We start from the raw sequence: 15,763 nt of genomic DNA, 5'->3' as shown, positions 1-15,763 counted from the left end.
CCAAAGAGTTATTAACGGATTGGAAATTGAGTCGGTATTGTAACTAGTTTATTGACTAAATCAAGTTTTCGTATCGAATTTATCTTGAATACAACAACTGTTTGGGTGTTGTATAGTCAAGCCTCACGAGCAATTAGTATTGGTCAGCTTCACATATCACTATGCTTCCACATCCAACCTATCAACGTCCTAGTCTTGAACGGCTCTTTAGGTGACATATAGTCACAGGGAAATCTTATCTTGAGGTAGGCTTCCCGCTTAGATGCTTTCAGCGGTTATCCCTTCCGAACATAGCTACCCGGCGATGCGACTGGCGTCACAACCGGTACACCAGAGGTTCGTCCACTCTGGTCCTCTCGTACTAGGAGCAGATCCTCTCAAATTTCCAGCGCCCACGGTAGATAGGGACCGAACTGTCTCACGACGTTCTAAACCCAGCTCGCGTACCTCTTTAAATGGCGAACAGCCATACCCTTGGGACCTGCTTCAGCCCCAGGATGAGATGAGCCGACATCGAGGTGCCAAACACCGCCGTCGATATGAACTCTTGGGCGGTATCAGCCTGTTATCCCCAGAGTACCTTTTATCCGTTGAGCGATGGCCCTTCCATACAGAACCACCGGATCACTAAGACCTACTTTCGTACCTGCTCGACTTGTGGGTCTCGCAGTTAAGCGCGCTTTTGCCTTTATACTCTACGCGTGATTTCCGACCACGCTGAGCGCACCTTCGTACTCCTCCGTTACTCTTTAGGAGGAGACCGCCCCAGTCAAACTACCCACCAGACATGGTCCTCGCCCCGGATTACGGGGCAGAGTTAGAACCTCAACATTACCAGGGTGGTATTTCAAGGATGGCTCCAATGCAACTGGCGTCACATCTTCATAGCCTCCCACCTATCCTACACAAGTAAGGTCAAAGTTCAATGTCAAGCTGCAGTAAAGGTTCACGGGGTCTTTCCGTCTAGCCGCGGGTACACTGCATCTTCACAGCGATTTCGATTTCACTGAGCCTCTGCTGGAGACAGCGCCGCCATCATTATGCCATTCGTGCAGGTCGGAACTTACCCGACAAGGAATTTCGCTACCTTAGGACCGTTATAGTTACGGCCGCCGTTTACTGGGGCTTCGATCAAGAGCTTCGCTTACGCTAACCCCATCAATTAACCTTCCAGCACCGGGCAGGCATCACACCCTATACGTCCACTTTCGTGTTTGCAGAGTGCTATGTTTTTAATAAACAGTTGCAGCGGCCTGGTTTCTGCGGCTGCCAAGCGCTCAGGGAGCAAGTCCCATCACCCTCAGCAGCGTACCTTCTCCCGAAGTTACGGTACCATTTTGCCTAGTTCCTTCAGCAGAGTTCTCTCAAGCGCCTTGGTCTACTCGACCTGACCACCTGTGTCGGTTTCGGGTACGATTCCTGTGTAACTGTAGCTTAGAGACTTTTCTTGGAAGTATGGTATCAGCCACTTCACTGTACAAGTACAGCTTGATATCGACTCTCAGCATAGAGCACCCCGGATTTGCCTAAGATGCATGCCTACTGTCTTCCACCTGGACTACCAACGCCAGGCTGACTTAACCTTCTCCGTCCTCTCATCGCATTACACAGAAGTATGGGAATATTAACCCATTTCCCATCGACTACGCCTTTCGGCCTCGCCTTAGGGGTCGACTCACCCAGCCCCGATTAACGTTGGACTGGAACCCTTGGTCTTTCGGCGAACGGGTTTTTCACCCGTTTTGTCGTTACTCACGTCAGCATTCGCACTTCTGATACCTCCAGCATACTTCTCAATACACCTTCATCGGCTTACAGAACGCTCCCCTACCACGTAACTTAAAGTTACATCCGCAGCTTCGGCACATAGTTTTAGCCCCGTTACATCTTCCGCGCAGGCCGACTCGACTAGTGAGCTATTACGCTTTCTTTAAAGGGTGGCTGCTTCTAAGCCAACCTCCTAGCTGTCTATGCCTTCCCACATCGTTTCCCACTTAACTATGATTTTGGGGCCTTAGCTGGCGGTCTGGATTGTTTTCCTCTTGACTACGGACGTTAGCACCCGCAGTCTGTCTCCCGGATAGTACTCATAGGTATTCGGAGTTTGCATCGGTTTGGTAAGTCGGGATGACCCCCTAGCCGAAACAGTGCTCTACCCCCTATGGTATTCGTCCGAGGCGCTACCTAAATAGCTTTCGGGGAGAACCAGCTATCACCAGGCTTGATTAGCCTTTCACCCCTATCCACAAGTCATCCCCTGGCTTTTCAACGACAGTGGGTTCGGTCCTCCAGTTAGTGTTACCCAACCTTCAACCTGCTCATGGATAGATCGCCTGGTTTCGGGTCTACACCCAGCAACTATACGCCCTATTAAGACTCGATTTCTCTACGGCTCCCCTATGCGGTTAACCTTGCTACTGAATGTAAGTCGCTGACCCATTATACAAAAGGTACGCAGTCACCGAACAAGTCGGCTCCCACTGCTTGTATGCATGCGGTTTCAGGATCTATTTCACTCCCCTCACAGGGGTTCTTTTCGCCTTTCCCTCACGGTACTGGTTCACTATCGGTCAGTCAGGAGTATTTAGCCTTGGAGGATGGTCCCCCCATATTCAGACAAGGTTTCACGTGCCTCGCCCTACTCGTCATCATGATGTGTGCCCTTTCGTGTACGGGACTATCACCCTCTACGGTCGCACTTCCCAGAGCGTTCCGCTAAAACACACATCACTTAATGGGCTGATCCCCGTTCGCTCGCCGCTACTAAGGGAATCTCAATTGATTTCTTTTCCTAAGGGTACTGAGATGTTTCACTTCCCCTCGTTCGCTTCAATAACCTATGTATTCAGCTATTGATACCTACCTTATAGTAGGTGGGTTCCCCCATTCAGATATCTCCGGATCAATGGATATTTGCCGCCTCCCCGGAGCTTTTCGCAGGCTATCACGTCTTTCTTCGCCTCTGACTGCCAAGGCATCCACCACATGCACTTAATTACTTGACTATACAACCCCAAACAGTCGTTAATACCTACAAGTAGTATTACCAACATTACAGTTTGAAGTACTGTGCACTTAAGCACTGTACAGCTTCAATCTAAATTCATATACCAAAACGCTTGATTCAGTTAATTTGCTAGTTCTCAATTAACTCTGAGATCAGAATTACTTCTTCTCTCTTTGTTATTGAGTGAACAATTTATTTCAGACTCAATTCTCAATCTGTTAATGAATTAATGTAACCTCGTCAGCTACATTAAACTGTGATTAATCACAGAGCTTAATAAATCATTATATTTACTAAGCTCTATAATTTAATCTAGCCCGTACTCTTTTAAGTACGTGGTGGAGACTAGGAGAGTCGAACTCCTGACCTCCTGCGTGCAAAGCAGGCGCTCTACCAACTAAGCTAAGTCCCCAGCTTATATCATTACGTATCTTTAACTCTGTACTCATTAATCTATTCGTCAGAATGGTGGGTCTGACAAGACTTGAACTTGTGACCCCACGCTTATCAAGCGTGTGCTCTAACCAACTGAGCTACAGACCCTGAGAAATATAAAAGAGATTTCATCTCTTTTTTATTTCGCAAGACAGCGTAGCGATAGACGCTCTTGTCTCACTTCATAAAAAGAGAAAATGCTTCTTTTATATCTTTCATTCAGATACCAGAAGAACAACTTGTTGTGAATTCTTACCAATCAACCAATCTTTTCGTTAAGGAGGTGATCCAGCCGCAGGTTCCCCTACGGCTACCTTGTTACGACTTCACCCCAGTCATCGGCCACACCGTGGTGAACGTCCTCTTTGCAGTTAGACTATCCACTTCTGGTGCAACAAACTCCCATGGTGTGACGGGCGGTGTGTACAAGGCCCGGGAACGTATTCACCGCGGCATTCTGATCCGCGATTACTAGCGATTCCGACTTCATGGAGTCGAGTTGCAGACTCCAATCCGGACTACGATCGGCTTTTTGAGATTAGCATCCTATCGCTAGGTAGCAACCCTTTGTACCGACCATTGTAGCACGTGTGTAGCCCTGGTCGTAAGGGCCATGATGACTTGACGTCGTCCCCGCCTTCCTCCAGTTTGTCACTGGCAGTATCCTTAAAGTTCCCACCCAAAGTGCTGGCAAATAAGGAAAAGGGTTGCGCTCGTTGCGGGACTTAACCCAACATCTCACGACACGAGCTGACGACAGCCATGCAGCACCTGTATGTAAGTTCCCGAAGGCACCAATCCATCTCTGGAAAGTTCTTACTATGTCAAGACCAGGTAAGGTTCTTCGCGTTGCATCGAATTAAACCACATGCTCCACCGCTTGTGCGGGCCCCCGTCAATTCATTTGAGTTTTAGTCTTGCGACCGTACTCCCCAGGCGGTCTACTTATCGCGTTAGCTGCGCCACTAATCCCTCAAAGAGACCAACGGCTAGTAGACATCGTTTACGGCATGGACTACCAGGGTATCTAATCCTGTTTGCTCCCCATGCTTTCGTACCTCAGCGTCAGTGTTAGGCCAGATGGCTGCCTTCGCCATCGGTATTCCTCCAGATCTCTACGCATTTCACCGCTACACCTGGAATTCTACCATCCTCTCCCACACTCTAGCTAACCAGTATCGAATGCAATTCCCAAGTTAAGCTCGGGGATTTCACATCCGACTCAATTAGCCGCCTACGCACGCTTTACGCCCAGTAAATCCGATTAACGCTCGCACCCTCTGTATTACCGCGGCTGCTGGCACAGAGTTAGCCGGTGCTTATTCTGCGAGTAACGTCCAGTAGCTGGTAGTATTAATACCAGTACCCTCCTCCTCGCTTAAAGTGCTTTACAACCATAAGGCCTTCTTCACACACGCGGCATGGCTGGATCAGGGTTCCCCCCATTGTCCAATATTCCCCACTGCTGCCTCCCGTAGGAGTCTGGGCCGTGTCTCAGTCCCAGTGTGGCGGATCATCCTCTCAGACCCGCTACAGATCGTCGCCTTGGTAGGCCTTTACCCCACCAACTAGCTAATCCGACTTAGGCTCATCTATTAGCGCAAGGTCATTATTGATCCCCTGCTTTCTCCCGTAGGACGTATGCGGTATTAGCATCCCTTTCGAAATGTTGTCCCCCACTAATAGCCAGATTCCTAAGTATTACTCACCCGTCCGCCGCTAAGATAAGGTGCAAGCACCTCATCTCCGCTCGACTTGCATGTGTTAAGCCTGCCGCCAGCGTTCAATCTGAGCCATGATCAAACTCTTCAGTTAAAATCATTTCGCGTCTTAGTTAAGACAAGACGCCAATTCTGGCTCATCAATTACTGACAAATTCTCTCAAATAAACTTCGAGTAATTTAAACCAATTAATCAATGATAATATTTCGATCAATTAATTAGTAAAAATCCACACAAGTTGTTCTTCTATTCTCTTAATGATCTATTCCTTACCTCGTCAGTAAGAAATTCAACTCAATACAAATCCTTCAACCTTAACCCTAAAAGCCAAGATCTTCATCGTGTATCGCGTCGGGATGCTGCGTATTCTATACAGTTTTTAAAGCAACGCAAGCCCTGAAAGCATTTATTTTCAATAGATGCACTTTTTTTCAGCAATTTAGCCTTGAGCGTTCAACAAATAAACATAAATTGATTATTCTTCAAACTTGGCATTAAAAAAAGTACATGCAAGCATGTACTTTTAGCATAAATGGAATCTTAGACGACTTCAGTGAATATGATAATTACCGCGTACATCAATCACTTCTCGAATCATTTGCTGTCTTCCCATATAACTTTCCCCAAAGAAAAATAGTTTTGCTCGATAAGGTAATCTGGACATGACCATGCTTGATAATTGGTAATTTTCAACAACATCTAATTTATCTAGATAATAATGCGCTAATAAATACTGTTCTTCTTCAATAGCACTAGGATCTGTGTCAAATAAAAAAGTGATAAGCCAGTTGAGGTGTTGTTGATCAAATCCCATGGATAGCTCTCCTCTCGTTGTTTTTATCTACTAAGATGTAGTTTCTATTAGGTAAATATCATTTTTACTGATGAATGCAGGTTTATCTATAATGGTTCGCGAGGATGCTCTCCTTAAACTTCAACATGTCATGAATTTTTTGTTTAATCTATTTATACCGTAGTTTTTTCTGTTGTACAGGATTTATTTGCCTTTTCCCAAAAGAATGCGATTGTGATCATTTTACTGTTTGTTTGACTTATTTTTATGTATTTATGCGGATAAACAAAGTGATACTCACCATAGTTGTACAGCTCATATTCATAATTTAACAAAGCATGAATTGGAATATAAAGAAAAAGCAGACACGAGGTCTGCTTTAGAAATATCACAAAATTTTGTATGTATTAGTCAATGAAAGTGACTCGAGCAATGGCTTTTTTGCCTGCTTGTATAATGTAGGTCTGGTTCTCTTTGACAGAGAAATTGGCATCGACCACGTTCCAGTCTACTTTCACGGCGCCACGAGCAACCGCATCTTTGGCTTGAGCTGCATTTTTGGTGAGTCCTGCCAAGCGAAGAATAGAGGCAATAAAAATTTCTCCTCCAAATTCTCCACGAGATATCGTCACTTCTGGCGTATCTTCTGGAATTTCACCTTCAGTAATGATATTACCCGCACCTTTATGCGCATTGGCGGCGGCTTCCGCGCCATGAAAACGCTCCACCAACTCAATCGCCAGAATCTTTTTCAGCTCTTGCGGATTACGACCGTCAGCCATTTCTTTGAGCAGAGCTTGAACCTCATCCATGGATTTAAAGCTGAGTAATTCGAAATATCGCTCAATCAGGGTGTCAGGCATCGATAGGACTTTTTGATACATCGCACCGGGTGCATCAAATACGCCAATATAATTGCCTAATGATTTAGACATTTTATTGACGCCATCCAAACCTTCAAGAATTGGTACCGTAATACACACTTGTGATTCTTGTCCGTAACGGCTTTGTAAGGTACGACCCATCAGCAAGTTGAAGGTTTGGTCTGTTCCGCCAAGCTCCACATCTGCTTCAAGTGCAATTGAATCGTAGCCTTGAACCAGTGGATATAAAAATTCGTGAATCGCAATCGGCTGATGGCTGTTATAGCGCTTGGTGAAATCATCACGTTCCAACATCCGTGAAACCGTTTGCTGACTGGCCAATTGAATCAAATCTGCCGCAGATCTTTGATTAAACCATTCGGAGTTAAAACGCACTTTGGTTTTATTGGGATCAAGAATTTTAAAAACCTGTTCCTGATAGGTCTTGGCATTGGCTTCGACCTGTTCACGGGTTAACGGCGGACGTGTCGCACTTTTACCCGTTGGATCGCCAATCATGGCGGTATAGTCACCAATCAAGAACGTCACTTCATGCCCAAGATCCTGAAAGGTTTTAAGCTTATTGATCAAAACAGTATGACCAAAATGTAAATCTGGCGCAGTTGGATCAAAACCTGCCTTAATTTTTAAAGGACGATTTTCCTTGAGTTTCTTCAGCAGATCCTCTACAGAGATAATTTCATGAGTGCCTCGTTGAATGAGGGCAAGCTGTTCTTCAGCAGGCAAGAAATTTGACATCACAAAACCTAAACACATCAGTTATTCAATTTGTGCGATATACTAACACTTTTTCAGCAGATTGCAGGCGAAGTTAATCATGACATCGATCTATATTGGGGTAATGACCGGTACCAGCATGGATGGGGTCGATTTGGTTGCTGCTTCATTTGATCCTTTACATCTTCATGCCACTTTAACCATTCCCTTTGAACCTGAGTTGCGTGATGAGCTGATGGCGCTGACCTTGCCGGACGATAATGAAATTGATCGCATGGGTAAAGCTGATGTCACACTAGCGAAGTTGATTGGTCATGGGATTAATGAGCTGATTGAAAAAAACCATTTAGATCGCAGTCAAATCAAAGCTATCGGTTCACATGGCCAAACCATTCGCCATCGCCCTGAACATGGCTTTACCTTGCAAATTGGTGATCCGAATATCATTACAGAAATTACAAAAATTCCTGTAATTTCAGATTTCAGACGTCGTGATATGGCCGCTGGCGGGCAAGGTGCGCCCTTGGTTCCCGCATTTCATCAGGCTATTTTTCAACATTCCAGTATTCATCGGGTGATTTTAAACTTAGGCGGCATTGCCAATGTCAGTCTGCTTCCCGCAGGTCGTCCAGAGGATGTTTATGGTTTTGATACAGGACCTGCCAATATTTTAATGGATGCGTGGTGCGAACGTTATACAGGTCATCCTTATGACGAAAATGGCAATTGGGCAGCCTATGGCCATCCCATTCGAGGGTTATTAGAACGCTTGCAAGCGCATGAATTTTTTTCCAAAGAACCGCCAAAAAGTACGGGCCGTGAAGACTTTAATATCGACTGGCTGGATGATCAACTTGCTGACTGGCGTAATGATGAACTGGAATATGACGAGTTAGAAGATACTCCTGAAAATGTACAGGCAACCTTGCTTAAACTCACCACGCGCGCGATTAAAAAAGCTATTTATCGCTCTGATTTAGATACAGGTGAAGTCTATGTTTGCGGTGGCGGTGCTTATAATTCACATTTATTAGAACAACTACGCTGGCGTTTGCGCAAACATAATTGGTCGGTGCAAAGTACCAGTGTACTTGGATTATCGCCAACATGGGTTGAAGCTACGGCGTTTGCATGGCTGGCCATGCGTTTTATGACGCAGCAAAGCGGTAACTTGCCATCAGTCACTGGTGCAGAAGGATTTCGGGTATTAGGAACCATGACCTGTGTTTAGAAAGGCATGATCCTTTGAGCCCTTTCTAACTAAAAAATCCCCTATTGGGGATTTTTTTATGCATCAAATTTTAGATCGAAAATGAAGAACCACAACCACAAGTCGTAGTTGCATTTGGATTTTGCACCACAAAACGTGAACCTTCCAAACCTTCAAGATAGTCTACTACTGAACCAACCAGATATTGATAGCTTAAAGAATCGACCAACATGGTGACATCACCATTTTCAAACTTGGCATCATCTTCATTGGCACTTTCAGCAAAATTAAAACCGTAAGAAAAACCAGAACAACCACCACCCGTCACGTAAACACGTAACATTAAATCCTGATTCCCTTCGCTGTCACGGAGTTGGCGCACTTTTTTGGCAGCATTATCTGAGATAACAAGAGCTTGGGCATTCATGATGGGGTCCTCAACCTAAATCTGATGTCTTATAAAGAACAAGACCATATACAGTATAACATACACAATATATGGTCAGTTCTGGAAGTTTAAACTTTATTCAGACTATTTGTATCAGGATTATTTATAATTTTCATCCTGTAATGCGCATTCAAAGTTTTTCGGATTTTCCTTACAACGGAATTGCCACAATAGTTTCATCATGCGTTTATCGTAAATACCTTTTTTGGTCAGGTTTATACGCGATTCACGCATCAACTTTTGATAGCCAGGTTTGTCTGCCTCAGGAACATCCATCCAGTACTTTTGAGGAATATCCGCCTTCATTTTACCTAAAATAGTAAAAGAACGCGGCAACTGGGTTTTAACCCAATCACGTGATTTTTGACCAAATCCCGCAGGGAATTTATCAGGACGAATAATCAGGTTACCTGTGACCTGTAAAATAGGATAATTCACAATTGCACCCTTTGTACCTAAACCTTTATGTAGCTCAAGTGCTTTAAAGGCGGCGGCAGGTGCACCAATGATATCGACCTGATGGTTATTAAATTTTGCACCAAAATTAGTGACATCCGCACTCACCGCTTGCGCACCAATTTGTTGAACCATAATTTTTTGTGCTTCATCGTAATCTAAAACGGCAATTTTTTTACCTGCGGCTTTGGCAACCGTATTGATATTGCGGTCATTGACCAGCAAATACGCATCACCAATTGGAATGACACCCACCACTTCATATTGACCTTGAGTCATATATTTGGCAAATGTAGGACTTGAAAGACCTTGCATGATCTTCACTGCAAGTTTTAAATCAGGAATGGCACCAATGGCGTCTAAAGAACCCGTAAATGCATTGAACTGTCGACCGCGTAAGCCTGTGATACTGACGCCATCACATTTACCTGCTTTAAAATCATCCGCAATCACACTTTCATTTTGACTGACTTTAAGCTCGATATCCGCGCCCCAGTTTTTGGCGGCCAATTGATAGTCTTTCATTACACTATAGACATCGCCATTTTTTCCAACCAAGTCAAAAACACAAATGGTTTGTTTTGCTTGTACCCCCATAGATGCCGCCAATAATCCAGCTGTCACTGCGAGAGTTTTTGACCATTTCATATATTTACCTTCCATTATAAGCGTTGTTGTTTTTGTTTGCTGATCATACAGATGCACTCCAGCACCTGGTTATGTTTCAATCCCGTTCAACCGATAAATTCACATGTCGAGTAAATCACATATCTAAAACCCTTTAGGTTTCAGTTTAAGTCTTCGTAATCACTGATCCATGTGAAGTTATTGTTTAATTTTAGATTATCAACTTTATACACCGTATCAATGGCTGAACTGACAGTATTTTAGAAATAAAAAAACTCGGAAATTATTCCGAGTTTTTTAGCAAAATCAATATTATTCGCCAGCCATCGAACATTCAAAATTGGCTTTATCTACTGAACAACGCGCTTTTTTCAGTACAGACATCATACCAGCATCGTACACACCACGTTTAGTCAAATCGATACGACCATCACGCAGTAGTTTTTGATATTTTAATTTGTCTTCTGGTGTCAAGTTCATCTTGTATTTCGCAGGAATTTGCGCTTCAAGACGGTTGATCATTGCAAAGCTCTTTGGTAATTGTTTCACAAACCAATCACGTGATTTTTGACCAAAATCAGCAGGGAATTTTTCTGGACGAATTACCAAATCAGCAGTGACGTGCAAAACTGGGAAATTCATCATTGCACCATTGGTACCCAAACCTTTATTTAACTCAAGTGGCTTGTAGGCATAGGCTGGCGCACCCACCATATCAACCTGACCATTGTTAAATTTTGCAGCAAAGTTAGAAATATCAGATAAAACAGCTTGTGCACCTACACGTTGAACCATGATTTTTTGCGCATCGTCATACCCCAATACCGCAAACTTTTTACCCGCTGCTTTTTCTACCGAGTTAATGCTCTTGTCACGTACAAAAATAAAGGCTGAACCTAATGGTGCAATCCCTGCAACTTCGTATTTTTTACCACCAAGATTCGAAGTTAATTTTGCAGCGTTACGTGCATCTAACACATAAGTAATCGCGCGTTGCGCAATCTGGTTATTAGGTACACCACCCAAAGAGTCGATTGAACCAGCAAATTTATTGTATTGACGAGCACGCATTGCAGTCATGGTTACTGCATCACATTTACCTGCTTTAAAATCATTGTCTGCAACAGCTTCGTCCTGACGCGGAACCAACGTAATGTCAGCACCCCAGCCTTTGGCTGCCAATGCCCATTCTTCCATCATTTTATACGACTCGCCTGATTTCCCTAGCAAATCGAATACACATACTGTTGCAGCTTGAGCTGTTACCGAAACACCAGCTAAAGTGGTAGCGGCCAGAGCGAATGCAATTTTTTTCATATTGTTGTTCCTTTGTACATAATTTCCAGTTAGGAGTATCCTTACACGGCAAATATTAATCGGGTTATTTAAAAAAAAATAGAGTATTTACTCCATTTTTTGTGGAAAAATGAATATTTATTGTACAAAATCGTGAATGATTTCTTATTTTTAGTAAAATTCAATTAAAGATATATAAATAAAATATTAAAAGATAAAGAGTTTTCTTAAAATTTATTTTTTTAATCGAAAAAGAAAACTCTTTAGGTCATTTTAAGATTTTTTGTTTATTCTCCGCCTAATGAACATTCAAAATTGGTACGCTCTACTGTACAGCGCGCCCGCTTTAATACTGTCATCATATTGGGATCATAAATTCCCTGTTTTGCCAAATCGATACGCCCATCTCGCAATAGTTTCTGATATTTGACTTTTTCCTCATTACTTAAATTAATTTTGTATTTCTCTGGGATACCTGCCTCTAAACGGCGTACCATCGCAAAATTTTTCGGTAATTGATTTAGAAACCAATGGCGTGATTGTTGACCAAAATTAGTCGGAAATTTATTTTGTCGAATAATCAGATCGGCCGTAATATTTGCGACAGGAAAGTTAATCATCGCCCCATTATTGCCTAAGCCTTTTTGAATTTCGAGAGGTTTATAGGCATAGGCAGGTGCGGGGACAATATCAACTTGTCCGCTGTTAAATCGCGCAACAAAATTGGAAATATCTGAAGCGACAGGAACAGCGCCCACACGCTGACTCATAATTTTTTGGGCTTCATCATAATGCAAGATTGCAATTTTTTTGCCTTTGACACGTTCAAGATTATTAATATTGCGATCACGTACAAATAAATACGCCTGACCAATCTGAACAATTCCCGCTACCTCATATTTATCTCCATCAATCGTAGTGGTTAAACGATGATTATTGCGTTTGTCCAAGACGAAGCTAATGGCTTTTTGTGCGATTGAGTTATTTGGAACTGCGCCTAATGCATCAACTGAGCCTGCAAATTTATTGTAAGGACGTGCACGCATGGAAGTTATATAAACAGCATCGCACTTGCCTTCGCGAAAATCTTTTTCTGCTTGGGCTTCATCCTGACGCGGTATGAGATTAATATCTGCATTCCATGCTTTGGCCGCCAGCGCCCATTCTTCTAACATTTTGTACGAGTCACCTGCTTTTCCCAACAAATCAAAAGCACAGACATTAATTTGAGCATGAGCGGTTGTCATCCATCCAGACAACACGGTCGCCCCCAGTATCGAAAGTCCTTTATTCATCATCGCATTCCTTATCCGACTTTTTTTGCTTAGTTTTTGTTCTCTATTGATTACTATACTCATTATCTTAAGCCTGACTCAATCAAAAATAGAGCTTTAGCTCTAAAAAAGCGTAAATCCTGCCAGTTTTCTGACGAAATGCATCATTTTTTCGACACAATTCAAGTTTCTATAAAATAGATAACACTGACTAAAACTTTGTCTTATTTTGCATATCCCTTTAAAATGGTCGCCTTTCTTTATGATGTAGCGTGTTCATTTCCATGATTCAGCTTGACCAGTTTTCAATTCGCCGCGGCGGACGTGTTTTATTTCAAAAAGCATCGATGCAACTGCATCCAGGCTGGAAAATTGGTTTGACTGGCGTCAATGGTGCAGGCAAATCTACTTTATTTTCTGCATTATTAGGGGGAATGGAAGCAGATAGTGGCAGCTTAAGCCGTCCAAATGTATGGACTGTGGCTCATATGGCACAAGAAATTAAAGCCTTAGACATGAAGGCGATTGATTTTGTGTTATCAGGAGATGAAGAGTACTGGACAATTCAGCATCAGCTTGAACATCCAGAACAACTCAGCAATGATGAATTGGCGCATCTGTATAGCCGATTTGATGAAATTAATGGCTATTCTGCCTCAGCCAAAGCTTCACAATTAATGGCAGGTCTGGGTTTTTTTGAACACCAATCTCAACTGGACGTATCCAGTTTCTCAGGGGGTTGGCGGATGCGCCTGAATCTGGCCCGAACCTTGATGAGTCGTTCAGATTTACTGTTGTTGGATGAACCGACTAACCATTTGGATTTAGATGCGATTTTATGGCTGGAAGACTGGCTTAATAGCTATGAAGGTACTTTGGTTCTGATTTCGCATGATCGTGATTTTTTAGATGCAATTACCGATCATATTTTACATATTGAAAATCAGGAACTAACGCTTTATACAGGCAATTATTCGACCTTTGAAACCACCCGTGCCGAACGTTTAGCGCAACAACAACAAGCGTTTGAAAAACAGCAAGAAACTCGCGCACATTTGCAAAAATATATTGATCGATTCAAAGCACAAGCCACCAAAGCACGTCAGGCGCAAAGTCGAATCAAGCAACTGGAAAGAATGCAGGAGCTAGCGCCTGCGCATGTGGATACGCCGTTTACCTTTAGTTTTCGTGAACCAAGTAAAATGAGTTCACCACTTTTGGCTTTAGAACACGCTGATATTGGCTATGCAAGCAAACTGATTGTGACCAATGTTAATTTACAAATCACCCCGACCAGTCGAATCGGTTTATTGGGAATGAATGGTGCAGGAAAATCCACCTTAATTAAATCTTTAGTGGGGGATCTTCCATTGATTCAGGGGCAACGCTACGCCTCAGAATTACTCAATATTGGTTACTTTGCCCAACATCAGATGGATGCCCTAGATGGCAATGCCAGTCCGATGTTGCAACTATCACGCATTGCCGATAAAAAAATCAGTGATGCGACTTTACGTGCCTTTTTAGGCAGCTTTGGCTTCAGTGGCGAACGCATGGACACACCGAGCGAAAGCTTTTCGGGTGGCGAACGGGCGCGTTTGGCATTAGCACTGATTGTCTGGCAGCGTCCGAATGTGCTGATTTTGGATGAACCGACCAACCATTTAGATCTAGATATGCGCCATGCCTTAACCATGGCCTTGCAAGATTTTGAAGGCGCGGTGGTGCTGGTTTCACATGAACGTCAGTTAATTGCCAGCGTCTGTGATGAGTTGATTCTAGTTCACAATGGTCATAGTCAAAGTTTTGATGGTGACCTCAATGATTATGCCAACTGGCTACGTCAAGCACGTAACGACATGATCAAAAAAGGCCAGCAACCTGCTGCCCCGGTGATTTCAGAAGTGACTGCTCCACCTGCAACTTCGAAACTGGATAAAGAAGCCTTACGTAAAGAAGCTGCTCAGCGCCGTGAACAAACGCGACCGATTCGTAAAAATATTGAAAAATGCGAAACTCAGATCGAAAAATTTCAATCACGTTTAGTTGCCATTGAAACATTGCTTGCAGATAGTTCACTCTATGAGGCTAATTGTAAGGATGATCTGCTTAAACTCATGAATGAACAAACTGATCTGAAACAAAAACTAGAACAAGCGGAAGAGCAACTTTTGGAACTCATGATGCAATTGGAAGAACTGGAAAGTTCTTTTGATTAAAATATGCCCTGAGCATTTAAATATTGGGCTGTAGCTTTACAGCCCGACACATTCATTTGCCTAATCTTACAAGTCGATTATTTTTTTCAATCTTTTAAAAAATATAGCGCTCTCTTTTTATTAAATTTTTACTTTATATAAAACTTAAGACATTGATTTTAAATAAAAATATAAATTAACAGACCTCACCAGCAAAGCTTGATCTTTTGATGAAATCGCTATAAAGGCTTACATAAGCACTGCACACCTGTTTAAAAAAACCCTTAGGCTGAATGTTAAGGCACAGCACTAATGCTGTTTTAAGTTTGATTTAATGACTTGCCTGCTTGATACAAAGATCAAGTCAATAACATGAAACATCATGAAAAATATGAGGGACAATACTCATGGCAACTATCAATGTACAAGATATTCAACAACATGCCGAAGTCGTCGGTTCAGATCATCAACATGTCGGTACAGTCGATCATTTAGATGGTCAGGACAAGATCAAATTGGCTAAAAATGATCAATCAGCCAATGGTCAGCATCATTATATTCCAACTCAATGGGTACAACAGATTCAGGGTAATCAGGTAGTACTCAATAAAACAGCAGATCAAGTGTTCCAACAGTGGCAATAACAGGTTCAGGGAAGTCGGGTTGAATAAGGACATTCAAAAAAAACAGGCGCAC

At 42.9% G+C, this 15,763-nt stretch carries 9 protein-coding genes, 2 tRNA genes and 2 rRNA genes; 3 read left to right on the top strand and 10 right to left on the bottom strand.

Annotated features, from left to right (window positions below; translation table 11 throughout):
* Positions 1-112: 112 nt before the first annotated feature.
* From EGS47_RS07165 to tyrS, 6 genes are all read right to left on the bottom strand, one after another.
* Positions 113-3,005, bottom strand: a 23S ribosomal RNA gene (locus EGS47_RS07165).
* A 338-nt stretch (positions 3,006-3,343) separates the two neighbouring features.
* Positions 3,344-3,419, bottom strand: a tRNA-Ala gene (locus EGS47_RS07160).
* Positions 3,420-3,473: 54 nt separating this feature from the next.
* Positions 3,474-3,550: transfer RNA gene (locus EGS47_RS07155), tRNA-Ile, on the bottom strand.
* Positions 3,551-3,718: 168 nt separating this feature from the next.
* Positions 3,719-5,257: ribosomal RNA gene (locus tag EGS47_RS07150) — 16S ribosomal RNA — on the bottom strand.
* Together the 16S and 23S rRNA genes with 2 tRNA genes alongside form the textbook arrangement of a ribosomal RNA operon.
* A gap of 457 nt (positions 5,258-5,714) precedes the next feature.
* A complete protein-coding gene (locus tag EGS47_RS07145) occupies positions 5,715-5,978 on the bottom strand; it encodes a hypothetical protein (RefSeq protein ID WP_004994615.1) in 264 nt (87 codons plus the stop codon).
* A 386-nt stretch (positions 5,979-6,364) separates the two neighbouring features.
* Complete coding sequence (gene tyrS, locus EGS47_RS07140) at positions 6,365-7,597, bottom strand: tyrosine--tRNA ligase (protein WP_171248863.1); 1,233 nt, start codon at positions 7,595-7,597, stop codon at positions 6,365-6,367.
* 61 nt (positions 7,598-7,658) lie between these two features.
* Here tyrS and EGS47_RS07135 point away from each other — a divergent pair, with 61 nt between their 5' ends.
* Positions 7,659-8,789, top strand: a complete 1,131-nt coding sequence (locus EGS47_RS07135) for an anhydro-N-acetylmuramic acid kinase (protein ID WP_004986183.1) — start codon at positions 7,659-7,661, stop codon at positions 8,787-8,789.
* Between the two features lie 70 nt (positions 8,790-8,859).
* Here the strand turns inward: EGS47_RS07135 and erpA are convergent, their stop codons facing one another.
* The 4 genes from erpA to EGS47_RS07115 all read right to left on the bottom strand — a co-directional run bounded on the left by erpA (position 8,860) and on the right by EGS47_RS07115 (position 12,890).
* On the bottom strand, positions 8,860-9,195 hold the full coding sequence (gene erpA / locus EGS47_RS07130) for an iron-sulfur cluster insertion protein ErpA (protein ID WP_004986186.1): 336 nt from the start codon (positions 9,193-9,195) through the stop codon (positions 8,860-8,862).
* Positions 9,196-9,315: 120 nt separating this feature from the next.
* Complete coding sequence (locus EGS47_RS07125; RefSeq protein WP_004986189.1) at positions 9,316-10,320, bottom strand: putative solute-binding protein; 1,005 nt, start codon at positions 10,318-10,320, stop codon at positions 9,316-9,318.
* Positions 10,321-10,611: 291 nt separating this feature from the next.
* Positions 10,612-11,616 carry a putative solute-binding protein gene (locus EGS47_RS07120; RefSeq protein WP_004986192.1) on the bottom strand — a complete coding sequence of 335 codons (1,005 nt, stop codon included), beginning with the start codon at positions 11,614-11,616 and terminating at the stop codon, positions 10,612-10,614.
* Positions 11,617-11,882: 266 nt separating this feature from the next.
* Complete coding sequence (locus EGS47_RS07115) at positions 11,883-12,890, bottom strand: putative solute-binding protein (protein ID WP_171455437.1); 1,008 nt, start codon at positions 12,888-12,890, stop codon at positions 11,883-11,885.
* Positions 12,891-13,153: 263 nt separating this feature from the next.
* Here EGS47_RS07115 and EGS47_RS07110 point away from each other — a divergent pair, with 263 nt between their 5' ends.
* Together EGS47_RS07110 and EGS47_RS07105 are read left to right on the top strand one after the other, a co-directional pair.
* Positions 13,154-15,088 (top strand): ATP-binding cassette domain-containing protein, encoded by a 1,935-nt coding sequence (locus EGS47_RS07110; RefSeq protein ID WP_125269873.1) that lies wholly within the window; start codon positions 13,154-13,156, stop codon positions 15,086-15,088.
* 386 nt (positions 15,089-15,474) lie between these two features.
* Positions 15,475-15,711 carry a DUF2171 domain-containing protein gene (locus EGS47_RS07105; protein WP_004986196.1) on the top strand — a complete coding sequence of 79 codons (237 nt, stop codon included), beginning with the start codon at positions 15,475-15,477 and terminating at the stop codon, positions 15,709-15,711.
* Positions 15,712-15,763 lie beyond the last annotated feature (52 nt).

The sequence above is a fragment of the Acinetobacter sp. FDAARGOS_515 genome, assembly GCF_003938865.1.
Lineage (GTDB): Bacteria > Pseudomonadota > Gammaproteobacteria > Pseudomonadales > Moraxellaceae > Acinetobacter > Acinetobacter ursingii.
The sequence above is the reverse complement of the archived record's forward strand: the minus strand, read 5'-3'. Positions and strand labels throughout refer to the sequence as shown.